The sequence below is a fragment of the Gilliamella sp. CG16 genome (genome assembly GCF_046635785.1).
GTDB lineage: Bacteria > Pseudomonadota > Gammaproteobacteria > Enterobacterales > Orbaceae > Gilliamella > Gilliamella apicola_I.
In genome coordinates this window covers 256,590-279,570 of record NZ_JBIDFL010000001.1, presented here as the reverse complement: position 1 = coordinate 279,570, position 22,981 = coordinate 256,590, and the positions used below count along the sequence as shown (strand labels likewise).

23 protein-coding genes are annotated in these 22,981 nt (G+C 34.9%); 13 read left to right on the top strand and 10 right to left on the bottom strand.

The window, feature by feature from the left end:
- Positions 1-3: 3 nt before the first annotated feature.
- From yciA to fldA, 4 genes are all read right to left on the bottom strand, one after another.
- Positions 4-462 (bottom strand): acyl-CoA thioester hydrolase YciA, encoded by a 459-nt coding sequence (gene yciA / locus ACGH47_RS01245; RefSeq protein ID WP_267349730.1) that lies wholly within the window; start codon positions 460-462, stop codon positions 4-6.
- Positions 463-485: 23 nt separating this feature from the next.
- Entirely contained in the window at positions 486-1,031 is a 546-nt protein-coding gene (locus ACGH47_RS01240; RefSeq protein ID WP_411622444.1) for a septation protein A, read from the bottom strand.
- Positions 1,032-1,097: 66 nt separating this feature from the next.
- Positions 1,098-1,556 carry a ferric iron uptake transcriptional regulator gene (fur, locus tag ACGH47_RS01235; RefSeq protein ID WP_065558774.1) on the bottom strand — a complete coding sequence of 153 codons (459 nt, stop codon included), beginning with the start codon at positions 1,554-1,556 and terminating at the stop codon, positions 1,098-1,100.
- An 80-nt stretch (positions 1,557-1,636) separates the two neighbouring features.
- Positions 1,637-2,149 carry a flavodoxin FldA gene (gene fldA / locus ACGH47_RS01230; RefSeq protein WP_267349728.1) on the bottom strand — a complete coding sequence of 171 codons (513 nt, stop codon included), beginning with the start codon at positions 2,147-2,149 and terminating at the stop codon, positions 1,637-1,639.
- 179 nt (positions 2,150-2,328) lie between these two features.
- On the opposite strand from fldA, the gene sucC reads away from it, so the two are divergent.
- From sucC to hslU, 11 genes are all read left to right on the top strand, one after another.
- A complete protein-coding gene (sucC, locus tag ACGH47_RS01225) occupies positions 2,329-3,498 on the top strand; it encodes an ADP-forming succinate--CoA ligase subunit beta (RefSeq protein ID WP_411603421.1) in 1,170 nt (389 codons plus the stop codon).
- 27 nt (positions 3,499-3,525) lie between these two features.
- Positions 3,526-4,392 (top strand): succinate--CoA ligase subunit alpha, encoded by an 867-nt coding sequence (gene sucD / locus ACGH47_RS01220; protein ID WP_267349726.1) that lies wholly within the window; start codon positions 3,526-3,528, stop codon positions 4,390-4,392.
- A 110-nt stretch (positions 4,393-4,502) separates the two neighbouring features.
- Positions 4,503-6,074 (top strand): cytochrome ubiquinol oxidase subunit I, encoded by a 1,572-nt coding sequence (locus ACGH47_RS01215; protein ID WP_267380800.1) that lies wholly within the window; start codon positions 4,503-4,505, stop codon positions 6,072-6,074.
- Positions 6,075-6,093: 19 nt separating this feature from the next.
- A complete protein-coding gene (cydB, locus tag ACGH47_RS01210) occupies positions 6,094-7,230 on the top strand; it encodes a cytochrome d ubiquinol oxidase subunit II (RefSeq protein WP_267349724.1) in 1,137 nt (378 codons plus the stop codon).
- 9 nt (positions 7,231-7,239) lie between these two features.
- Positions 7,240-7,353 carry a cytochrome bd-I oxidase subunit CydX gene (gene cydX, locus ACGH47_RS01205; RefSeq protein ID WP_411622443.1) on the top strand — a complete coding sequence of 38 codons (114 nt, stop codon included), beginning with the start codon at positions 7,240-7,242 and terminating at the stop codon, positions 7,351-7,353.
- 180 nt (positions 7,354-7,533) lie between these two features.
- On the top strand, positions 7,534-7,929 hold the full coding sequence (gene ybgC, locus ACGH47_RS01200) for a tol-pal system-associated acyl-CoA thioesterase (protein ID WP_267359440.1): 396 nt from the start codon (positions 7,534-7,536) through the stop codon (positions 7,927-7,929).
- A gap of 9 nt (positions 7,930-7,938) precedes the next feature.
- Positions 7,939-8,610, top strand: coding sequence for a protein TolQ (gene tolQ / locus ACGH47_RS01195; RefSeq protein ID WP_218837365.1), 672 nt, complete (start codon positions 7,939-7,941; stop codon positions 8,608-8,610).
- Between the two features lie 3 nt (positions 8,611-8,613).
- Positions 8,614-9,033, top strand: a complete 420-nt coding sequence (tolR, locus tag ACGH47_RS01190; protein ID WP_267349722.1) for a colicin uptake protein TolR — start codon at positions 8,614-8,616, stop codon at positions 9,031-9,033.
- Between the two features lie 30 nt (positions 9,034-9,063).
- Complete coding sequence (tolA, locus tag ACGH47_RS01185; protein ID WP_411622442.1) at positions 9,064-10,077, top strand: cell envelope integrity protein TolA; 1,014 nt, start codon at positions 9,064-9,066, stop codon at positions 10,075-10,077.
- Positions 10,078-10,247: 170 nt separating this feature from the next.
- Entirely contained in the window at positions 10,248-10,775 is a 528-nt protein-coding gene (gene hslV / locus ACGH47_RS01180) for an ATP-dependent protease subunit HslV (protein WP_025316169.1), read from the top strand.
- A 26-nt stretch (positions 10,776-10,801) separates the two neighbouring features.
- Positions 10,802-12,130, top strand: a complete 1,329-nt coding sequence (gene hslU / locus ACGH47_RS01175; protein ID WP_267349720.1) for an HslU--HslV peptidase ATPase subunit — start codon at positions 10,802-10,804, stop codon at positions 12,128-12,130.
- Between the two features lie 100 nt (positions 12,131-12,230).
- Here hslU and asmA read toward each other — a convergent pair whose 3' ends face one another.
- The 3 genes from asmA to mltA all read right to left on the bottom strand — a co-directional run bounded on the left by asmA (position 12,231) and on the right by mltA (position 15,888).
- Entirely contained in the window at positions 12,231-14,123 is a 1,893-nt protein-coding gene (gene asmA, locus ACGH47_RS01170) for an outer membrane assembly protein AsmA (protein WP_411622440.1), read from the bottom strand.
- Between the two features lie 33 nt (positions 14,124-14,156).
- Positions 14,157-14,738 (bottom strand): dCTP deaminase, encoded by a 582-nt coding sequence (dcd, locus tag ACGH47_RS01165; protein ID WP_065558762.1) that lies wholly within the window; start codon positions 14,736-14,738, stop codon positions 14,157-14,159.
- A 70-nt stretch (positions 14,739-14,808) separates the two neighbouring features.
- Positions 14,809-15,888 (bottom strand): murein transglycosylase A, encoded by a 1,080-nt coding sequence (mltA, locus tag ACGH47_RS01160; RefSeq protein ID WP_267380797.1) that lies wholly within the window; start codon positions 15,886-15,888, stop codon positions 14,809-14,811.
- A gap of 191 nt (positions 15,889-16,079) precedes the next feature.
- On the opposite strand from mltA, the gene cycA reads away from it, so the two are divergent.
- Positions 16,080-17,453 (top strand): D-serine/D-alanine/glycine transporter, encoded by a 1,374-nt coding sequence (gene cycA / locus ACGH47_RS01155; RefSeq protein ID WP_267349717.1) that lies wholly within the window; start codon positions 16,080-16,082, stop codon positions 17,451-17,453.
- Between the two features lie 46 nt (positions 17,454-17,499).
- Here cycA and ACGH47_RS01150 read toward each other — a convergent pair whose 3' ends face one another.
- Positions 17,500-18,531 carry a TerC/Alx family metal homeostasis membrane protein gene (locus tag ACGH47_RS01150; RefSeq protein ID WP_411622439.1) on the bottom strand — a complete coding sequence of 344 codons (1,032 nt, stop codon included), beginning with the start codon at positions 18,529-18,531 and terminating at the stop codon, positions 17,500-17,502.
- Between the two features lie 173 nt (positions 18,532-18,704).
- Here ACGH47_RS01150 and dacB point away from each other — a divergent pair, with 173 nt between their 5' ends.
- On the top strand, positions 18,705-20,147 hold the full coding sequence (gene dacB, locus ACGH47_RS01145; protein WP_411622438.1) for a serine-type D-Ala-D-Ala carboxypeptidase: 1,443 nt from the start codon (positions 18,705-18,707) through the stop codon (positions 20,145-20,147).
- Between the two features lie 47 nt (positions 20,148-20,194).
- Here dacB and ACGH47_RS01140 read toward each other — a convergent pair whose 3' ends face one another.
- Both ACGH47_RS01140 and ACGH47_RS01135 read right to left on the bottom strand, forming a co-directional pair.
- Positions 20,195-22,030, bottom strand: coding sequence for an ABC transporter ATP-binding protein (locus tag ACGH47_RS01140; protein ID WP_411622436.1), 1,836 nt, complete (start codon positions 22,028-22,030; stop codon positions 20,195-20,197).
- Positions 22,031-22,269: 239 nt separating this feature from the next.
- A complete protein-coding gene (locus ACGH47_RS01135) occupies positions 22,270-22,962 on the bottom strand; it encodes a helix-turn-helix transcriptional regulator (protein WP_267349713.1) in 693 nt (230 codons plus the stop codon).
- Positions 22,963-22,981 lie beyond the last annotated feature (19 nt).

Genomic DNA, 22,981 nt, shown 5'->3' with positions numbered 1-22,981 from the left:
TGCTCAACTATTGTTAAGATTTAATTTGCTAATCGGGTCTTTGTCGCAATCGAAGTTTTGAAATATTTCTGGTAAAGGTTTTGGATTATTATGCTTATCGACAGACACATAGGTAAATACCGCATCAGTAATACAAAAACGCTGTGTTGTATCATCAGTATCAATTAATTTTTTGATCCAAACTTCAATAGCAATTGTCATTGAGGTTCTTCCTGTTTTTATACAACGAGCATAGCAGCAAACTACATCACCAACCATAGCGGGTTTATGAAAAGTAATGCTACTAGCATTAACAGTCACTACTCTGTTTTTAGCAATCTCTTTTGATAAAATACCACCTGCAAGATCCATTTGAGACATGATCCAACCACCAAAAATATGTCCATGAGGATTGGTATCCGAAGGCATAGCAAGTGTTCTTAGTACTAATTGTCCTTTAGGACTTTCAATATTTTGTCTCATATTTAAAGATGCTCCTGCATATGCTATTTACTTTCTAGATCTTTTTTATCAATATTTTTGAAAATATAAATTCCTGAAATCAAAGATAATAACAATGATAAAATGGGTAAAATAAAAACCTTAAATTTCCAAAAAAAGTTATCAGACATATAATAAGTTGCAATCAAACTGAACGTTCCACAAAGTATAAAAAAGACTATCCATATTAAATTCAGTTTATTCCAAATAATGTCATCTAATTGTAACTCTTTGCCTAACATTTTTTGAATTAAGTTTTTCTTAAATATAGATTGACTGATTAATAGAACAGATGCAAATAAAAAATTAATAATTGTTACTTTCCATTTTATGAATATCGCTTCTTTTGTGGCGAGCGTAATACCACCAAAAATCATCACCATCAAAAAGGAAATTAATTCTACTTTATCAATTTTTTTGTATAAAATTATTCCAATAACAAGTGATACACATGATGCAATCATTAATGCTTGAACACCAACAAAAATATCATACATTGTCAAAAAGACAAAAAAGACAACAAGTGGGACAAAGTTTAAAAGCTGTTTCATTTTAATTATTAACCTAACAGAAGAATTACGATAATTTGAAAAGTAAAAAAAGCCTATAAAATAGGCTTATTTTTTGGTATGAAGTTCTGGGTGTTTTTTGCAATTACCGGAATCACAATGACCATAAAGATACAAACTATGGAAAGTTAATTTTACGCCATATTGTTCTGCAATTTCTTTTTGTCGGGTATTAATAATTTCATCACGAAATTCAAATACTTCACCACAATCTAAACAAATTAGATGATCATGATGTTGTTGTGTTGCAAGTTCAAATACGGCTTTACCACCCTCAAAATTGTGTCGGGTTACGATACCTGCGTCATCAAATTGGTTTAAAACTCGATAAACTGTTGCAAGTCCAATTTCTTCTCCCATATCAAGAAGTTTTTTATAGAGATCTTCTACAGTAATATGTTGGCATGAAGGATCACGTAGTAACTCTAAAATTTTTAAACGAGGTAATGTAACTTTTAAACCAGCACTTTTCAGCGCTGCATTATTATCTCTATCATGATTTGTCATATTACATCCCAATATAGTTGATATAAGTTAATGATTATAAAATATGATGAACGAAAAATACATTAAATCATTAAAATAGATTAAATATTCATTTCTGTTTTTACTTGTTCAACCCAAGTAGAAATGCGTTCTTCTGTTAATTCTGGTTGACGATCTTCGTCAATTGCCAAACCAACAAAATGTGTATCATCAACTAAACCTTTAGATGCTTCAAAGTTATAACCTTCAGTTGGCCAATGCCCAACAATTTTGGCGCCTTTCGGTTCGATAATATCGCGTATTGTTCCCATTGCACTGCAGAAGAATTCTGAATAGTCTTCTTGATCTCCGCAGCCAAAAATAGCGACAGTTTTTCCGTTAAAATCGATTTGCTCTAAATTAGGAAAGAAGTCTTCCCAATCAGCTTGTGGATCACCATAATACCAAGTTGGAATACCGAAAATAAGGTAAGCATATTGCTCGATATGCTCTTTGGTGGCTTCTCGAATATCTAAAAGATCGGCTTTATCGTTACCCAAAATGAGTTGGATTTGTTTGGCAACATTTTCTGTATTGCCTGTATCACTTCCAAAAAAAATACCAACTTGTTTCATTTTTTTACCTTTACAATTATTACGATATTAATTTAGCTAATGAGTATATCATTGTCACTTATTATCAGCAATAATTCTCAATTACAATACCTATAAGATATTATTTACTACACAATTGATTAATCTTGGATTAGAATTGAGGCTATTTTAAATATTAACTTAAGTTGTGGAATTTGTTTATGAACTTGCATGAATATCAATCCAAATATCTTTTCAAGCAATACAACTTACCCGTACCAGAAGGGTTTGTATGTAACTCAATGGATGAAGTACAAGATACTTTAGCTGAATTAGCATCTAAGTCTGATTCAGGTGCTTGGGTTGCTAAATGTCAAGTTCATGCAGGGGGCAGAGGAAAGGCTGGTGGTGTAATTTGTACTAATGATCTTAATCAAATTAAACTTTTTGCTGAAAAATGGCTAGGTCAGCATCTTGTCACTTATCAAACCACATCAGAAGGTCAACTTGTTAATCAAATCTTAATTGAAAAAGCTTCCAATATACAGAAAGAACTTTATTTAGGGGCAGTAATAGATCGTAGTATTCAACGTGTGGTCATCATGGCTTCAACTGAAGGCGGCGTTGATATTGAAAGTGTCGCTGAAAAATCACCACATTTAATACATAAAATTGCACTTGATCCTTTAACTGGTCCTTGTGCTTTTCAAGGTAGAGAACTTGCCTTTAAATTAGGGTTAACGGGTAAACTTATTAACCAATTTGCTAAACTATTTGTTAATTTTGCGCAGTTTTTCTTAAAAAATGATGTGTCATTAGCAGAAGTCAATCCTTTGGTAATTACCGATGCCAGTGAATTCGTTTGCTTAGATGCTAAAGTCGTTTTAGATGATAACGCAATGTTTAGACATCCTGACTTAACTATTTTAAGAGATACCACACAAGAAGATAAACGTGAATCTATTGCCGCCAAACAAGGGATTAGTTATGTTTCGTTAGATGGCAATATCGGTTGTATGGTTAATGGGGCAGGTTTGGCAATGGCAACCATGGATATGATCAAACTTTATGGTGGAAAACCGGCCAATTTTCTCGATGTAGGCGGCGGTACAACCAAAGAGCGAGTCGCTGAAGCGTTCAAATTGATTTTATCAGATAAAAATGTCAAAGCGATATTGGTCAATATTTTTGGTGGTATTGTTCGATGTGATTTAATTGCCGATGGTATTATCAGCGCTATTAAAGAAATTGGGCTAACTGTTCCTGTTGTTGTTCGTCTTGAAGGTAATAATGCTCTGCTTGCCAGAGAAATTTTAATTGAAAGCCAATTAAATGTTATTACAGCCGAAAGTTTGACTGATGCTGCACAAAAAATTGTTGCGGTCGCATAATAATAGGAAGAGTGGGGAACAATAATTATGTCAATTTTAATCAATAACGCAACGAAAGTCATTTGTCAGGGATTTACGGGTAGCCAAGGTACCTTTCATTCACAACAAGCGATTGAATATGGAACTCAATTGGTTGGTGGGGTTACACCCGGTAAAGGGGGAACAACTCATCTCGGATTGCCGGTTTTTAATACTGTCAAAGAAGCTGTTGAAGCGACGGGGGCAACGGCAAGTGTGATTTATGTTCCTGCGGCATTTGGTAAAGATTCGATACTCGAAGCAATAGAAGCAGGTATTAAATTAATTGTTTGTATCACTGAAGGTATTCCTACTTTGGATATGCTTATTGTCAAAGAAAAGCTAAAACAGAGTGATACAATTATGATTGGTCCTAATTGTCCGGGTATTATTGTGCCTGATGAATGTAAAATTGGCATTATGCCTGCGCATATTCATCTAGCTGGTGATATCGGTATTGTGTCTCGATCAGGGACTTTGACTTATGAAGCAGTCAAACAAACTACTGATATTGGACTAGGTCAATCTGTTTGTATTGGTATTGGTGGTGATCCCATTCCAGGCAGTGATTTTATTTCTATTTTAGCATTACTTGAGCAAGATCCGAAGACTAAAGCAATTGTGATGATTGGCGAAATTGGTGGTAGTGCGGAAGAAGAAGCTGCTGAATACATTAAAAAACATGTTAGCAAACCAGTTATAGCCTATATTGCCGGTATGTCGGCACCAGCCGGCAAACGCATGGGGCATGCAGGAGCAATTATCTCGGGTAATAAAGGCACTGCTGAAGAAAAGGTAAAAGCATTAACTGCTGCTGGTGTAGTTGTAGTTAGTAGTCTTGCTGAAATTGGTAATGCGGTAAAAAAAGCAGTTTAAACAGTGTTTTTTTTGACATTAATCAATTTTTATTCTTTAAATATTGATGTACAATATTGCGATATATCTTTATACACTTTGTGGGCATATTAAAGGAACAGGGAGCAATTATGTTAGATATAGTAGAACTATCGCGTCTCCAGTTTGCACTCACGGCAATGTATCATTTTATTTTTGTACCATTAACGCTAGGTTTAGCGTTTATGCTAGCAATTATGGAAACGGTATATGTTGTTAGTGGTAAGCAAGTCTGGAAAGATATGACTAAATTCTGGGGAAAACTGTTTGCTATTAACTTCGCTGTTGGTGTAGCAACAGGTTTAACAATGGAATTTCAGTTTGGTACTAACTGGTCTTATTATTCGCATTACGTCGGCGATATTTTTGGGGCACCATTGGCAATAGAAGGGTTAATGGCCTTTTTTCTAGAATCAACAATGGTAGGGTTATTCTTTTTTGGTTGGGATAGATTAAGTCGCGGTAAACATCTTCTTGTGACATGGTGCGTTGCATTCGGGTCGAATTTTTCTGCACTATGGATTCTCGTTGCTAACGGTTGGATGCAGTTCCCAATCGGTTCAGATTTCAATCCAATCAACTCTCGCATGGAAATGGCAAGTTTTTATGATCTGATCACCAACTCTGTTGCACAATACAAATTTGTGCACACTGTCGCAGCGGGTTATCTAACAGGTGCGATTTTTGTCTTAAGTATCAGTTCTTATTACTTACTTAAAAAACGTGATAGCGAATTTGCTAAACGCTCTTTTGCCGTAGCAGCTATGTTTGGTTTCATTGTATCTATTGTTGTCGCGATTATGGGGGATGAAGCCGGTCACGAAATGACAACCGTTCAGCCAGCTAAACTTGCTGCTATCGAAGCCGAATGGGAAACTCAACCCGCCCCTGCATCATTTAATGTTATTGCTTTTCCTTCTCAAAAAGATAAAGAAAATTTATTTGCGATTGAAATACCTTATGCAATGGGCATTATGACAACACGTTCATTGGATAAGCAAGTAACAGGGTTAAAGGACATTTTAGCCACTAACGAAATGCGAATTCGTAACGGTATTTTAGCTTATACAAATCTTGAAAAAATCCAACAAGGAAATCAAGATCCCGAGGTGCTTAAATTGTTTGAAAATAACAAAGCTGATTTAGGTTATGGTTATTTAGTCAAACGTTTTACTGATCGAGATAATTTAACGATTCCGGAAGCGACGGAAGCGCACATTAAAGCTGCCACAGAAGATTCTATTCCTACTGTTTGGCCACTATTCTGGTCATTTAGAATCATGGTTGGTCTTGGTGTATTAATGATCTTAGGAACTGGTCTTGCATTATGGACTACTTATAAAAATAAAATTGGTGAAAAACGTTGGCTTCACCGTTTATTATTAGTGTTCTTACCTTTTCCATGGATAGCATGTGAATGTGGTTGGTTTGTTGCTGAATACGGTCGACAACCATGGGCAATTCAAGATATTTTACCAACAGGTGTGGCTAATTCGTCGTTAACTCCAGGTGAAGTATTATTTACTATGATACTAATTTGTGGACTTTATACTCTGTTCTTAGTTGCTGAAATGTTCTTAATGTTTAAATTTGCACGTCTTGGACCAAGTTCTTTGGGGACAGGCAAATATCATTACGAAAAAACGCAACCAACTACAGAATAGGACAAAGGGAGTAAACACAATGATTGATTACGAAATTCTACGAGCGATTTGGTGGTTGCTAATTAGTGTTATCTTGATTGGTTTTGTTATCACTGATGGTTTTGATATGGGGGTTGGTATTTTACTCCCTTTCATAGGTAAAACAGATACTGAACGCCGAATTATGATAAATGCTATTGCGCCTCATTGGGATGGTAATCAGGTTTGGCTAATTACGGCTGGAGCTGGGATTTTTGCTGCATGGCCATTTGCTTATGCTGTGTCGTTTTCGGGCTTTTACATCGCAATGATTTTGGTTCTATGTGCATTATTTTTTAGACCAATAGGCTTTGATTATCGCAGTAAACTTGAAAATTCAAAATGGCGTGGTTTATGGGATATTGCAATCTTTATTGGTAGCTTTGTTCCTGCTCTTGTTTTTGGGGTGGCTTTTGGTAATTTATTAGAAGGCGTTCCATTTAGATTTGATAATTCTTATCGTGTCTTCTATGATGGAAACTTCTTTGGTTTGCTTAATCCGTTTGCTTTATTAACCGGTGTGGTGAGTTTGATGTTGTTTGTTGCTCATGGCGGCACTTGGTTGCAAATGAAGACCTCTGGTGAATTATATTTAAGAGCCCGAAAAGCAACTCAAATATCTTGCTTAATTTTAGTCATTACATTTATTTTAGCGGGTATTTGGGTCATGTTTGGTATGCATGGTTATGAAGTGGTCAGCACGATAGATCATAGTGTCACGTCACAGCCATTAAATAAAGTGGTATCCACCGAATCAACATGGCTTAGAAATTATATGAATTATCCAATTTTATGGATTGTTCCTGTACTCGGTGTTGTTTTACCTTTACTCAACATTGTTTGTTCTGGGTTAAATAAAAATGCTTTATCATTTATTTTATCAACGTTAACTATTGCGTGTGTGTTATTAACTTATGGCATAGCAACGTTCCCATTCATTATACCATCAAGCATTATGCCTAATGCGAGTTTAACAATGTGGGATTCAACATCAAGCCAGTTAACACTTAATATTATGTTCTTTGTAGTAGTGATATTTTTACCCATTATCCTTTTCTATACTACTTGGTCATATATTAAAATGTTCGGACGACTTGATAAAAATCATATCGAAAATAACAAACATTCACTTTATTAAGGTATAATTATGTATTACTTTTTATGGTTTATCGGTCTTATTGCAGCTTGTATGCTTGCCGTTGTTACAGGACTTTGGGTTGAACAAACAAACAGCGAAAAAGAACCCAAAAATAGCAATTAATAAGCATCTCTATATTTTTAAAGGTGACAATCGTCACCTTTTTCATTCATCGTTAATTTAAATCATTAATATGTTACAAATGATAATTGTTTTCATTTGAGTAATTCTATATCATAGTGCAGCATATTTAAGATTTAGATATAATAAAACATATTGCTTTTAAAATATGTAAATACAAATATGAAAGAATTTAATTGGAGTGCCAGAGTTTATTATGAAGATACTGATGCTGGTGGTGTCGTATATCATGCCAGGTATCTTGCTTTTTATGAGCGAGCGAGAACAGAATTGCTAAGACAACTTGGAATCAGTCAACATAAGCTATTACAAGAAAGTATTGCTTTTGTTGTTAAAAAGATGGATATTAGCTATCACTTCCCCGCTCGTTTGGATGACCTGTTAACTATTAATAGTAAAGTTGATCAAATTCGCAAGGCATCTATAATTTTTAAGCAAACTATTATTAATGAGAACAATCAAGTGATTAGCAGTGCTGATGTTATTATTGCTTGTGTTGATATCACTAAAATGAAGCCATGTGGGCTTCCAAAGTCACTAGTTTTGGAGTTTATATAAGTGGAAAATCTGAATATTGTTAATCTGTTCTTACAAGCAGGTCTTTTAGTGCAATGTGTTATGTTGTTATTATTGATGTTTTCAATTATGTCATGGGCAATTATTTTTCAGAGAACTAAGGTTTTAAGGCAAGCCAAAAAGCAAATTGAACAATTTGATAATCGTTTTTGGGCAGCTGACGAGTTGAATGTTTTATTTGAGAAAGCAAAATCCAACAAAGATGAAATTACAGGTACAGAACATATTTTTTATTCAGGTTTTAAAGAATTTACCCGTCTATATCAAATCAATCCAAATATGCCAGAGGCCGCTTTAGACGGTGCATCTCGTTCTATGCGCCTTGCTATGAATCGAGAACTTGATAATCTTGAACAGCATATTCCTTTCTTAGGTACGGTAGGTTCTATTAGTCCTTATATTGGGTTATTTGGGACCGTTTGGGGAATCATGCATGCTTTCATTTCTCTTGGCGCAGCTAAACAAGCGACATTAAAACTTGTTGCGCCAGGTATAGCTGAAGCTTTAATTGCAACAGCAATTGGTTTATTTGCTGCAATTCCAGCGGTTATGGCATTTAATCGTTTATCGTTGAAAGTCAGCCGTATTGAGCAAAGTTATCTCAACTTTATTGATGAATTTTCAGCTATTTTACAGCGTCAAGCTGTGGCTGTCAGGAAATAAACTATGCGTAGAAGTTCACGTTTTTCAACTAAATCAGAGATTAACATTGTACCATTGCTTGATGTACTGTTAGTATTGGTACTTATTTTTATGGCAACAGCCCCCATTATTAGCCAAAGCGTTGAAGTCGATCTGCCTGAATCAACCGAATCTAAGACGGTTTCAGCTTCTGAAAATAAAACCATAATATTAGAAGTGGCAGATGTCGGGGTTTATACACTCAGAATCGATGGTGTGCCACAAGAAAGCTTACAGCAAGAACAGATCATTGCTGAAGTTAAGCAGTTATTAGCATTGAATGAAAAGGCGGTATTTTTAGTCGGTGGAGCTAAAAATGTACCTTATGAAGAAATTATAAAAGCTTTAAACTTATTACAATCTGCAGGTGTTAAATCTGTTGGTTTAATGACACAACCAATGTAAACTAGAATAAAACACATTAAAATGTCAGCAATGTCTAAAAAATCAAATTCAAAATTCAGTTTAGCCATAATTTTATCAATCCTGTTTCATGTGTTATTGATAATTTTTTTATGTTATAAAGCTATACAAGATGATAGTGATAATTACGGTACGGTCAATGGTCAATCGATTGATGCAATTATGGTTGATCCATCTATTATATCTGAACAATATAAAAGGCAATCACAAAGTCAGAAAAATCAACAGCAATTAAGGCAACAGGTTGATGAGCAAATTACAAAACAGAATCAGTTGTTGCAGCAAAAGCAACTGGAACAGCAACAGTATTTAAAGGATTTAGAAAAAGAGCGTTTAAAACTTGCTGAAAAACTTAAACAAGAACAGCTTGAAGCTGAGAAAAAAGCAGCACAAGAAAAGCTAGAGGCTGAAAAGCGAGCCGCTGAGGAAAAAGCAGCACGAGAAAAGCAAGAAGCTGAAAAGCGAGCCGCCGAAGAAAAAGCAGCACGAGAAAAGCAAGAAGCTGAAAAGCGAGCAGCTGAAGAAAAAGCAGCACGAGAAAAGTTAGAAGCAGAAAAAAGAGCTGCTGCAGAAAAAGCAGCACGAGAAAAGCAAGAAGCAGAAAAAAAAGCTGCTGAAGAAAAAGCGGCACGCGAAAAAAAGGAAGCTGCTAAACGAGCTGCGCAACAAAAGGCAGCAAATGATAAAGCTGTTAATGAACTATTAGGTGAACTTACGACAGGTGGATCAAGTGTACCAGCAACAAGAAAAGGTGTTTCTAACGGCGAATTAGATAAATATAAATTTTTAGTTAAAACCGCTATAAGTAATAAATTTATTAATCCAAATCGTCTTTATGTAGGTCAGCGTTGCCAATTACAAATTCAAATCGCACCGGACGGTCTATTGTTGGATCATAAAGTGTTGAGCGGCGATGATGCATTATGCCGTGAAGCCGTTGCTGCTACATTGTTAGCCGTAATTCCGGAACCTTCTCAAATACTTTATCCTGAAGTTAAAAAGATGATAATCAACTTTGAACCATAGTAAATATGGATTTTCAATTGATTTTACAATGTGATGTGAATCTCGATTATCCATTCATTCAATAAATTGACAACATCTTTGTATAAAAGATGTTGAAAACCAATTTATCATCCCAATATATAACCTATTCATTCCAAATTAAGATATTTATGTAAGAGAAGGAGCAGAATATGACAACAATTGTCAGTGTCCGTCGAGAAGGGCAAGTTGTAATCGGTGGAGACGGTCAAGTCACACTAGGCGAACGTATTATTATGAAAGGAAATGCACGTAAAGTTCGTCGTCTTTATAATAACAAAGTGATTGCAGGTTTTGCTGGTGGTACTGCTGATGCTTTTACACTTTTTGAATTATTTGAGCGTAAATTAGAAATGCATCAAGGTCATTTGACGAAGGCCGCTGTTGAACTAGCTAAAGATTGGCGAACAGACAGAATGTTACGCAAATTAGAAGCTTTACTTGCTGTTGCTGATGAAAGTGCTTCACTAATTATTACTGGTACAGGGGATGTAATTCAACCAGAAGATGATTTAATTGCAATTGGTTCTGGTGGACCTTATGCTCAAGCTGCGGCAAGAGCTTTGCTGGATAATACTTCTTTATCTGCACATGATATTGTACAAAAATCATTATCGATTGCCGGCGATATTTGTGTGTATACCAATAATTTCCAAACGATTGAAGAACTTAATTATTAATTTAACTGATTTAAGAGAATTATATTATGTCTGAAATGACTCCTCGCGAAATTGTAAGCGAACTAAACCAACATATTATTGGACAAGATAAAGCTAAACGTTCCGTTGCAATAGCGTTACGTAATCGTTGGCGTCGTATGCAACTAGATGAAGCACTCCGTCACGAAGTCACCCCAAAAAATATATTAATGATTGGTCCAACTGGTGTTGGTAAAACAGAAATTGCAAGGCGCTTAGCGAAATTAGCTCATGCACCTTTTATCAAAGTTGAAGCGACGAAATTTACTGAAGTAGGTTACGTTGGTAAGGAAGTCGATTCCATTATTCGTGATTTGACGGATTCAGCGGTAAAAATGATTCGACAAGAAGCGATGGAAAGAAATCGTAATCGTGCTGAAGAACTAGCTGAAGAACGGATTTTAGATGTACTTGTCCCACCGGCTAAAGATGGCTGGGGACAAGTTGAAAACAATAATGATTCTACAGCAAGACAAGCATTTCGAAAAAAATTACGTGAAGGTACGCTTGACGAAAAAGAGATAGAGATTGAAGTTGCTGGCGTTAATATTGGTGTCGAAATTATGGCTCCTCCGGGTATGGAAGAGATGACTAATCAATTACAATCAATGTTTCAAAATCTAGGTGGACAAAAAACCAAACCACGTAAGATGAAAATTAAAGATGCATTTAAACAGTTGATTGAAGAAGAAGCTGCTAAATTGGTTAACCCTGACGATCTTAAACATGAAGCTATCGAAGCGGTGGAACAAAATGGGATCGTATTTATTGATGAAATTGATAAAGTCTGTAAACGAGGTAATTCGTCAGGTCCTGATGTTTCACGTGAAGGTGTACAGCGTGATCTATTACCACTTGTTGAGGGATGTACTGTTTCTACTAAACATGGTGCAGTAAAAACCGACCATATTTTATTTATTGCTTCGGGGGCTTTCCAAACAGCTAATCCATCTGATTTAATCCCTGAACTTCAAGGGCGTTTACCTATAAGGGTTGAATTACAGGCGTTAACAACTGAAGATTTTGAGCGAATTTTAACTGAGCCAAATGCCTCGCTTACAGTACAATACAAAGCATTAATGGCAACAGAAGGTGTCAATATCGAATTTACGCCTGATGGTATCCGTAAAATAGCTGAATCTGCTTGGCAGGTGAATGAACAAAATGAAAATATAGGCGCTCGTCGTTTGCATACTGTGTTAGAACGATTAATGGAAGAAGTTTCGTTTGATGCAAGTGAGTTAGGTGGTCAAACTATTACTATTGATGCTAAATATGTAGGCGATCACTTAGATAAACTGGTTGCTGATGAAGATTTAAGTAAATTTATTCTATAAATAAATGTTTTTTATCGAATAAAAAAAGGTGAGTTAATCTCACCTTTTTTATTAACATCATTGATCGTCACAACAATCAATTTAACGTGCAGATCAAGCACTATTTTTTAAATAACTGACCTAAGATATCCGCCGCTTTTTGCTTCGATTTTGATTTAGAATCATCTTTTGAATTTCGATTTTCGAGTTTTTCTCGAAGTTTATCTAATCCTTGTTGTAGTTTATCATTAAGAACATCTTTAAAGACTTGGCTAATATCAATTTGATAATGAAGTTTTGTAAATTCACCATAAATTCGTAGTGGAATCGTTAATTGTTGTAATTTGGCAATGGTTTCACTTTTTCCATTCCAACCACCTAGCATTTTGACATTTAAATTGATATCGAGGTCTTTTTGAACTAGTCCTACTCTTCCCGAACCATTTATAATATCTAATGTTTCTGAATTAGCGGTTAATGTCGTGACATCCAAATTACCATTATTTATATTACCATTAGCAGAAATTTGATGAAACTCGGTGAATTTTTGTTGATTTTCGGTTGTCAGCACATCTTTACTATACTTCGCTGCCGCATTTTGAATGATATTTTGAATATTAATATTATCCAATCTAGCATTAGCTATGTTGATAGCAACGTTTCCTCGTAAACTGGATAACAAGTTAGCCGTGGAAATGGTGCTTGCTTCTAATTCTCCGTTTGCATTAAATACGCCTACTAAATCATTTGGTGTATTGATTTGATTAAAGAATTCATTTAAATCGATATTACTGATTTTACTGCTCAGTTTAATTAATGCATTCTTTTGTTTGCCGCTGGCATAACCATTTGCCGTAATATGCCCTTTGGCAAAATCAAAATTCAAGTTATTAAACGTTGCAATACCATCATTATTACTGATATCAGCATGAACATTATCAAGTGTTATTTGATTAGCAATGATTTGCCCAATATTTAACTTAGCTTTCGCATTGAAACTATTTAGGAAATCAAGTTCATTATTAGTTTTTTGAACTGTCGATACAACAGGTGTCGTTTGCTGTGATGGACTACTTTCATTATCGCTAGGCTTCTCTTTGGCCGTAATAAACGGATCTAAATTTAATTTATCAGCATTGAGATCTAACGCTAAATAAGGCTTGTTAGCTAAATTGAGACTAACGTTGCCTGTAAATGTATTACCATTAACTGATAATAGAAGATCTTGCGTGTTCACGCTTTGCGGATTTTTTTGATAATGTAAAACAGTTTTCAAATTACCTTTTATTTCGCCACTAGGGATGCCGATACCTGTTAACGTATAATCAAATTTTTTCAGATCGATTGTCGCCTGTTCAGGGTATTGACTTAAATCAATATTGGCATTTGCAACATAAAATAAATCCTGTTGATTTTTATCAACATTTCCTTTGAAATCAACATTGAGATTTTTATCCGCTTTTTGTTCAACCGTTAAGTTAATGTTCCTAAAATTAATTAGCGTATCTTTTTGTTGTAGTACTAAAGTGCTATCTGCAACTTCAAATTTGTTCAATGTGAATTGCCAACTTGATTTGCTTTGCTCTTCATTCTTTTGTTTATCTTCATTAGGTTTATGAGGTATATTGTTGGCGTTTTTTTTATGTGCCATTTCACCTTTGCTATCATCGGTAATATTGATGACAGCCGACTTAACAAAAACATTTTTTACTACCAACTTTTTCGAAAAAAGTGGTAGCAGTTCAACATCTAGTCGCATATTGTCTGCGGTCAAAATAGGTTTTTGCGCACCGGTATCATTCAGTTTTACCGAATCGGTTAATATACTGACTTGTGGCCAAATATGCCAACGTAAATCACCCTCAATAGTTAATTCATAACCTGTTTTATCTCTTACTTTATCAGAAATAAATCCTCGGAAATTATTAGGATCGACAAAAACAATCAGTGAAATGATCCCAATAGCTATAATCAGAATTAAAATAAAAAGAGTAACCAATATTTTTTTTATCATATTAGTGTTCCTATAGTAAGGTTATATGCTGATTTAGTCTTTATCAATACGACTGGCTACAGCGCCATGTTGGTCTTTATATTTTGCATCTTGTCGACGATTGTAAGGTCTCGCCGCTCGCCCTGTTAAAGTCTCAAAACTTAGGGCTCCGATAGTCATCCCAGGTCTAAGTGCTAATGGGATTTTTCCAGAATTAAAAAACTCTAAGACAATTTGTCCTTGCCAACCTGGATCAATACGGTGTGCAGTTACATGCACCATAAGACCAAGTCTGGCTAATGAAGAACGTCCATCAAGCCAGCCAACTAAATCATCAGGAATCGTCACAGATTCAAGTGTAACGGCTAATGCAAGTTCTCCTGGATGAAGGTAAAAAACATGACCTTCAGATAGTACTATTTCATCACTCATTACACGTTCTAATACTGCGGAAACTTCTTCTTTGGGTCCACTTAAATCGATATAGGGAGTTGTATGTTCTCGGAAAGTCCGAAATTGATTACCTAACCTGACATCAACTGTTGCGCCATTTATTGAACTTGGTGCTGGTTGAGGGGTTATTTTTAATTTACCGTTTTGTAAATATGCTTCAATATCTCGATCGCATAATCTCATGAGTTATCCTTAATTGAGCCTCTATCCTGCTATTTTAACAGTTTCTTGTTATGCCGTCGATGTTCGTAAATTAAGGTTTAATTACCCATGCCCGACCATAATGATTGTAGTATCCAGCAAGTTTACCTGCGTCATTTCCAACGCCAAGATAAAGGTCAAAATGATGGCCTTTTATGGCGCCTCCAACATCGAGCGCAACCATTAGACGAGTTTCTCGTCTACCACTATATTGACCATCCTCATCGAGTAATGGTAAATCCATTAACACCACCGAACCAAGAGGGACAAGTAACTTATCTGATGCTACCGATGCATTAGCAACCAAAGGTACAGTTGCTGCTCCTTTGACATCAGCATTGTATTGGGGCTTAAAAAAGACAAAGGAACGGTTTTCGGTTAGCAAGGCTTTGAGCTGTTTTTCAGTTTTAGTTGTTGCCCAATCTCTAATGGCTTGTAACGATATCTTTTCTTTTTCAATTTCACCTTGTTCAATTAAAATTCTTCCAATGCTGGAATAGCCATGTCCATTTTTACCGCCATAGCTGAAAAAGACCAAAGGTTCACCGTCTTCAAAATCGATATAAGCACTACCTTGTACTTCCATAATGAAGTTTTCAATTAATGAATTACTATAAGCAATTTCAAGTCCTTTACCAGCTAAAGCACCTTTATAAATCTGTTGTCGACTTGGTAATTGACCTTTGTAGTTAACCGGCATTTTATAAATAGGATATTTAAATTCTTTAGTAGGTTTATGTCTGGCTTTAATAATTGGGGTATAATAACCAGTTAAGTGCACGTTTCCAAATCCATCTTGACCTGCCATTTCATAACTATTTAATCCTACTTTGTGAAATTCATTAGAAGCAAGCAAGCCATTAATCCAATCATCAACAGCTTTATAAATATGTTCATTTTGTTTGTATAATGCGGGCGATGCGGTTTTTATTTGTTCCACCTGCATAATGTAGTCTGTTATGTTTACAGGCGTATCTAAATTTGGATAGCTGATATTAAGTGATAAGGGTAATCGCCCGTCCGAGTATTGTTGACCCTGTTTAATGGGTTTATCTTGACAGCTGGTTAACAGCGAAAGTGTAAAAAAGGCAATAAAAACAATGAAAAGATAATGATTAAGTTTTTTTTTCATCTAATTAGTTATTATCAATAATAAACAGTATTGAATATGCTACACAATTATATTATAAGAAACTACTCATAATTATTAACGGACAATAAAAAGTTTTCATAAAAAATCAGCTTGCGATTTAGCAATATTGAATTTATAGTCCTATATTCCTTAAAAAATCGAAAATTACGGAATAAAAGGTAATAATAGTGATGAGCAATACATCCTCAAACAATGACCTAAAACGAAACCTTTCTAATCGGCATATTCAGTTAATTGCAATCAGTGGTGCAATTGGTACAGGCTTATTTATGGGATCAGGAAAAACAATTAGCCTTGCTGGACCGTCGATCATCTTTGTTTACATGATTATTGGTTTTATCTTATTTTTTGTTATGCGAGCAATGGGTGAAATCTTGCTTTCCAACTTGAAATATAAATCGTTTAGTGATTTTGCCAATGATCTACTCGGCCCTTGGGCAGGGTTTTTTACTGGTTGGACTTATTGGTTTTGTTGGGTGGTAACAGGTATTGCTGATGTGGTTGCTATTGCCGGTTATGCACAGCATTGGTTTCCTGATTTGCAATCTTGGATCCCGATGTTATTAACCGTCGTTTTACTGTTAACACTTAATTTATTAACAGTAAAAATGTTTGGCGAAACCGAATTTTGGTTTTCAATGATTAAAATTATTGCGATTTTAGCTTTGATTGGTATTGGATTAGGATTAATTTTCACAGCATACCACTCAGATCAAACGAATACCACAGCTGCATTTTCGAATCTTTGGGATTATGGCGGATTTTTTCCTCATGGTTTTATGGGATTCTTTGCCGGTTTTCAGATAGCTATTTTTGCTTTTGTGGGAATTGAACTGGTTGGTACTACCGCCGCTGAAACAGTCGATCCAAATAAAAATTTACCTCGAGCCATTAATTCTGTGCCTGCACGTATTATCTTCTTTTACGTGTTTGCATTAATTATCATTATGAGTGTGACACCATGGTCATTTATTTCACCAAATAAGAGTCCATTTGTTGAGTTATTTACCCTAATTGGTTTACCAGCGGCAGCAAGCATTATTAATTTTGTGGTATTAACATCGGCTGCTTCGTCGGCTAATAGTGGTATCTATTCTACCAGCCGAATGTTATTTGGTTTGGCTAAAAAACAAGATGCACCAGAGCCTTTTGGAAAATTATCACGTCGTTCAGTTCCTGCCAATGGTTTACTCTTTTCATGTACTTGTTTATTCGGTGGTGTAGTTCTGATTTATTTAGTTCCTAATGTGATGGAAGCTTTCACCATAGTAACGACGATTTCCGCCATATTATTTATGTTTATTTGGTCAATGATATTGATATCGTATATGGCTTATCGACGTAAAAAAGTGAATTTGCACGAACAATCTCAATTTAAGATGCCAGGTGGTAATTTGATGTGCTTGGTTAGCTTGATGTTTTTTATATTTGTTATTGTCTTACTTACTTTTGAAAAAGATACTCGTCAAGCATTGATTGCAACACCAATTTGGTTTGTAATTTTAGGGATAAGCTATTTTATACGTTCGCTAAAACGTCAATAATTATTACTATAATGAGTAGGATGAATTCCTACTCATTGTCTGAAGATTAATCGGCTTTGTGGTGATCTTTTTCAGGCCAAATGATACTGGCAATAATACCGATAGCTAAAATGCCTAATACGATATAAAGGCTTGTTATAGGACTAATATCAATACCATGCCCAAATAAATGGTTACTTGCATTTAATGCTAATTTGATTGCTATAAAAAACAGTAAACAAATAACCGCTTTTCCTAAGTGAACTAAGTATTGTTTCATGGCTTCTAAAACAAAATACATGGTTCTGAGACCTAAAATTGCAAAAATCATGGCACTATAAACGATGAGTGGTTCTTGGCTAACCGCGATGACAGCAGGAACAGAATCAAAGGCAAACATCACATCGCTAAGTTCAATTACAGTAATACATAAAAAAAGCGGGGTTGCGTAAAAAGCTCTTTTAGGTAATTTGCCAATTAAGTTACTGTTTTCTGGTTTTGCAAGTTCTTGATCTAACTGTTTAGAGGTTAATAAAAAATGATGCCCGACAATTTTAGGATAAGCGGGAAAAATACGTTTTGCTATTCGATAAGCGAAATGGTTTGAATAATCTTTTATTTCTTCATTTTCACCTTGATTTTTTAACATCATCAAACCGGTAAAAGCAACAATAACGGAAAAAACGAGCTCCATCCAAGGCCCTAAAGCTAATAAACCTGTCCCAATGATAACAAAAATAGCACGGAATATGATGGCGCCTATTACTCCCCAATAAAGCAAGCGATGACGATAATTTTCAGGTACAGAAAACCATGAAAAGATAGCCATAATCACAAATAAATTATCAACAGAGAGAGCCTTTTCAAGTACATAACCAGTGATAAATAAGCTCGCTATTGCACTACCATGATGAAGATATAGATAAAGAGTAAATCCTAAAGCTACAGCAATCCAAAATAGTGACCATAATACAGCATTTTTTAAATTTATGGGTTTATCGTTATGATGTGCATATAAATCAATAACAATAGCTGTTAATGCTAATACAATAAAAACGATGACCGTTTCAATTGGAAAGCCTAATGAGTTGTGAATCATAATTTATCGCCTAATATGTAGTTATGTCATGATCTTTTAATAACAAAATTTAACTATTTTTACAGAACATATATATAAAAGTAGTTGAGTATATATTGATAGCAATAACAAAAAAAGATATATTTGTTTTCAATATCCCTTCCCATTAATTAAAATAATTTTGAGCTGATTTGATGAAAAATTTCAAAGTAGTAAGTTTTTTTATTATTTCTTTTTTTTCCGCTATATTGCAAGCTCAGTCAGTTGAGTCTTATGTATCTTCGTTACCCAAAGGTAGTGATATATCAATTTTAGTTCAATCTGTTGATGACAAACCAAGAACATTAGCTAAATATAAAAGCGATCAATTTAAACAGCCAGCCAGTACCCAAAAAGTGATCACTGCACTTGCAGCAGAACTTGAATTAGGAGCGGATTTTAGATTTGAAACTAAAATGTTAACTAATGGTTCAATTGCCAATAAACAATTAAATGGTGATTTGATTATTCAACTGAGTGGTGATCCAACTTTTACTCGTGGACAGTTAAAAAATATGCTGGCAAGTTTACGTGGGAAAGGGGTTGAAAAAATAACAGGAAAAGTCATTTTAGATACTTCTATATTTACCAGTCACGATAAAGCAGAAGGTTGGTCTTGGAATAATTTAACCGCTTGTTACAATGCACCGCCGTCAGCTGCAATTATCGATGATAATTGTTTTTATGTGACAATCAAACCGGGTAAGGTCGGTGCTAAAGCCTCTATTTCTGTTTCCTCAAATATTCCTGTCACGGTGACAGGTAATGTTAAAACTATAGCTAAAAACAGTAAAGATTTGAATGATAAATACTGTGAGCTTGATGCCAGTTATACTGACAAAAATCGCTATCAATTATCCGGATGTATTGCGTCAGGTTCAGATAAAATAGCATTAAAATTTGCTGTACTTAATGGTGTGGATTATTTTTCAAGTGTTTTGAAAAATGAGTTAAAACAACAGAAAATTTTGTTTAATGGTGCGATTTCAGCACGTAATGAGCCAATAAATAGCAAACTTTCATTATTAGTTTCAAGCCAGTCTGCACCGCTATCAGAATTGTTAACCGTAATGTTGAAAAAATCGAACAATCTGTACGCTGATGCTATCTTTAGAACAATTGGGGCTCATTACTTTAAAATTCCAGGTACATGGCGAAATAGTGGAGATGCGGTTAAACAAATTTTACTTAAAAAAGCTGGTATTGATCTCGAAAATTTGGTGATTGTTGACGGTTCAGGTTTGTCTAGATTGAATCTTGTCAGTGCAGACAAAATGATGGAAATTCTGCAATATATTTCAGCTCATGATCGCGATCTCAAAATTATTGAAAAACTTCCTGTTGCAGGGAAGGATGGAACATTACAATATCGCAAAAGCTTTAATCAACCGCCTTTTATAGAAACCATACGAGCAAAAACGGGATATATACAAGGCAGCTATAATTTAGCTGGATTTATTGAGAAGTCAGATGGAAAAATTATCGCTTTTGTTCAGTTACTTTCGGGGTATCATCCTGAAAGAAGGGATGAGCCTAAAAATAGTGCAATAATGCGTTTCGAATCTGAATTTTATAAAAAATTTGTGATTGGTGAATAAAAAATGATATTGGCACCTAGACAAAGGTGCCAAACCGTTAAACGCACTTATAGACTATCTGGTAAAAAACCACCGCTTTGATGTTTCCAAAGTTGAGCGTATAAACCATTTTTATTCAGTAATTCTTGATGTGTACCTTGTTCGATAATTTTTCCTTCATCCAAAACAACCAGTTTATCCATTGCGGCAATAGTTGATAAACGATGAGCTATAGCGATAACAGTTTTGCCTTCCATTAGTGCATATAAACTTTCTTGAATAGCTTGTTCAATTTCTGAATCTAATGCACTGGTTGCTTCATCAAGTAATAATATTGGTGCATTTTTTAAGATCACCCTAGCAATGGCAATGCGTTGCCTTTGACCACCCGATAGTTTTATACCTCGTTCACCAACATGAGCATCATAACCGGTTCTACCATTAGCATCGATTAATGTTTGAATAAATTTATCTGCATGGGCTTTTTTAGCCGCATCTATCATCTCTTGTTCAGTAGCTTGATTATTACCATAAAGTAAATTTTCCCGAACAGTTCGATGTAACAAGGACGTGTCTTGTGTAACCATACCAATTTGCGCCCGTAAGCTTTCTTGATTAATCTCGGTAATGTCTTGTCCGTCAATAAGAATTTTACCTTGTTGTAAGTCATAAAAACGTAATAACAGATTAATTAATGTTGATTTTCCGGCGCCAGAGCGTCCAACTAACCCTATTTTTTGACCGGGCTTAATAGTTAAATTGAGATCGTTAATTACCGAATTTCGAATCTTTTCATCGTAAGTGAAATAAATATTTTTAAACTCGATTTTTCCATCAGTCACATTTAGATTTTTGGCATTGGGTTTATCAACAATGGTTGTTGCAGTTGAAAATGTATTCATACCATCTTTCACAACCCCAATATTTTCAAATAAAGCTGCAAGCTCCCACATAATCCAATGTGATAAACCGTTTAAACGAAGCGCTAATGCTGTGGTTGTTGCAATAGCACCGATTCCAACTAATTGATTTGTCCATAACAGCAAGGCAACACCAGTCGTTGATAAAATAAGTAGAATAGATAGTAAATGATTCACGATTTCAAAACTGCTGACTAGTCGCATTTGTTTATTGACAGTAATCAAAAACTCATCCATAGACTCTTGGGCATACTTTGCTTCATTACCGGCATGAGAAAACAGTTTAACCGTCATAATGTTTGTATAAGCATCCGTTACACGTCCAGTCATGGTAGAACGAGCATCTGCTTGCATACTTGCAACTTTACTTAAGCGAGGAATAAAATAGTACATGGCTAAGCCATAAAGGACACACCACCCAAAGAATGGCAGCAATAGCCAAGGGGCTAATTGACCGATTACCGCAGCCATAGTTATAAACGAAATCAACACAAATATTAAGATATCAGCAACAAGAAAGCAGGTATCTCTAACGGCTAATGCAGTTTGCATAACTTTTGCCGATATTCTTCCGGCAAACTCATCTTGAAAAAAACGCATACTTTGATTAAGCACTAGTCGATGTAAATTCCAACGCATTCGCATTGGAAAATTTCCCGCTAAACATTGATGCTTGATGATTGTTTGTAATCCAATAATCAAAGTGCTGGATAAAATGATTAAGGTTAAAATTAATAGCGATGTTTTTTCTTTTTGCCAAATCTCATTAGGTTCGACAATCGCAAGCCAATCCACCACTTTGCCAAGGGCAGCGAATAGAAAAGCTTCAAATGCGCCACTGAGTGCACTAAATATAATTAAAAGCAGCATGAATATTCGAGTGCCTTGGGTTGATTGCCATATAAAACCTAGAAAATTTTTAGCTGCTGGTTGCGGTTCACTTTTAGGATAAGGTGACACCAATTTTTCAAAAAATCGATACATAATTGACCTAATTATTTGCTATTTTTCATTAAATTGAATCGTTGATATTAACATTGCGAGTAGAATGAATAGAGTTAGATATCCTAAAACTGATGGATAGTTATGAAATTTAACAACATTTTACTACCTATTATTGCAGATTCTAAAAATATTAAAAACTAAAGCAAGAAAGAGTTCATTTTATATTCTTTCTTGCTTTTCAATTATATCTTGAATAACGATATTTGCCTATTTTTTGACTAAAAAATATCTTTAATAATTTGTACAACTCGACCCACAAAATGGTACTTATCAAAATTTTCTTTAGAGACTTCAATGGTAGGGAATTGGTTATTGTTACAAATTAAAACCCACCCATTTTGCGTTAATCGAACTTTACGTAAAAAGGTAATATCTTCATATTCAACTAAATAGATTGCTCCATCAATAATTTCAACGATTTCCGTATTAATAATTAAACCATTATTATTGTTGATTTCAGGCGACATGAGATCCCCTTTAGCCCAATAAATGATTAATTTTTTGATATCTAATCCTCGATGAGAAGCCCAACCTTCAACAACGGGATAGTTCATGACAGGAGGTGTTTCTCGAATATATCGTTGTGATTGCGCTTCTTCTTTGGTTGGTAACTGTTTTTTATAGACGGGAATACGGTATATATTCTCGTTGTAGACATCTGCTTCATCTTCTTTAGGATCTAAAACTTCTAATTTATAGCCTGTTGCCAGCCAGTTATATGAAACATTGCATTTTTCAGCAATCACTTCCAGACGTGTCAAAGATGGATAAGTTTTTCCTGATAAATAATCTCTGATCACTGTTTCAGACATATCACATTTTTTAGCGAAGGCGGAGACAGATAAACCTTGCATTGAGCTATGTAATCTTTCTTTAAATGTTTTTACATTTTTATTTTTAATCATATTCATTTCTGATTTGTTTCTCCTA

Excerpts from the sequence above, each read along its gene's own strand:
- yciA (WP_267349730.1), bottom strand. The coding sequence starts at position 462 with ATGAGACAAAATATTGAAAGTCCTAAAGGACAATTAGTACTAAGAACA.
- ACGH47_RS01240 (WP_411622444.1), bottom strand. The coding sequence starts at position 1,031 with ATGAAACAGCTTTTAAACTTTGTCCCACTTGTTGTCTTTTTTGTCTTT.
- fur (WP_065558774.1), bottom strand. The coding sequence starts at position 1,556 with ATGACAAATCATGATAGAGATAATAATGCAGCGCTGAAAAGTGCTGGT.
- fldA (WP_267349728.1), bottom strand. The coding sequence starts at position 2,149 with ATGAAACAAGTTGGTATTTTTTTTGGAAGTGATACAGGCAATACAGAA.
- sucC (WP_411603421.1), top strand. The coding sequence starts at position 2,329 with ATGAACTTGCATGAATATCAATCCAAATATCTTTTCAAGCAATACAAC.
- sucD (WP_267349726.1), top strand. The coding sequence starts at position 3,526 with ATGTCAATTTTAATCAATAACGCAACGAAAGTCATTTGTCAGGGATTT.
- ACGH47_RS01215 (WP_267380800.1), top strand. The coding sequence starts at position 4,503 with ATGTTAGATATAGTAGAACTATCGCGTCTCCAGTTTGCACTCACGGCA.
- cydB (WP_267349724.1), top strand. The coding sequence starts at position 6,094 with ATGATTGATTACGAAATTCTACGAGCGATTTGGTGGTTGCTAATTAGT.
- cydX (WP_411622443.1), top strand. The coding sequence starts at position 7,240 with ATGTATTACTTTTTATGGTTTATCGGTCTTATTGCAGCTTGTATGCTT.
- ybgC (WP_267359440.1), top strand. The coding sequence starts at position 7,534 with ATGAAAGAATTTAATTGGAGTGCCAGAGTTTATTATGAAGATACTGAT.
- tolR (WP_267349722.1), top strand. The coding sequence starts at position 8,614 with ATGCGTAGAAGTTCACGTTTTTCAACTAAATCAGAGATTAACATTGTA.
- tolA (WP_411622442.1), top strand. The coding sequence starts at position 9,064 with ATGTCTAAAAAATCAAATTCAAAATTCAGTTTAGCCATAATTTTATCA.
- hslV (WP_025316169.1), top strand. The coding sequence starts at position 10,248 with ATGACAACAATTGTCAGTGTCCGTCGAGAAGGGCAAGTTGTAATCGGT.
- hslU (WP_267349720.1), top strand. The coding sequence starts at position 10,802 with ATGTCTGAAATGACTCCTCGCGAAATTGTAAGCGAACTAAACCAACAT.
- asmA (WP_411622440.1), bottom strand. The coding sequence starts at position 14,123 with ATGATAAAAAAAATATTGGTTACTCTTTTTATTTTAATTCTGATTATA.
- dcd (WP_065558762.1), bottom strand. The coding sequence starts at position 14,738 with ATGAGATTATGCGATCGAGATATTGAAGCATATTTACAAAACGGTAAA.
- mltA (WP_267380797.1), bottom strand. The coding sequence starts at position 15,888 with ATGAAAAAAAAACTTAATCATTATCTTTTCATTGTTTTTATTGCCTTT.
- cycA (WP_267349717.1), top strand. The coding sequence starts at position 16,080 with ATGAGCAATACATCCTCAAACAATGACCTAAAACGAAACCTTTCTAAT.
- ACGH47_RS01150 (WP_411622439.1), bottom strand. The coding sequence starts at position 18,531 with ATGATTCACAACTCATTAGGCTTTCCAATTGAAACGGTCATCGTTTTT.
- dacB (WP_411622438.1), top strand. The coding sequence starts at position 18,705 with ATGAAAAATTTCAAAGTAGTAAGTTTTTTTATTATTTCTTTTTTTTCC.
- ACGH47_RS01140 (WP_411622436.1), bottom strand. The coding sequence starts at position 22,030 with ATGTATCGATTTTTTGAAAAATTGGTGTCACCTTATCCTAAAAGTGAA.
- ACGH47_RS01135 (WP_267349713.1), bottom strand. The coding sequence starts at position 22,962 with ATGAATATGATTAAAAATAAAAATGTAAAAACATTTAAAGAAAGATTA.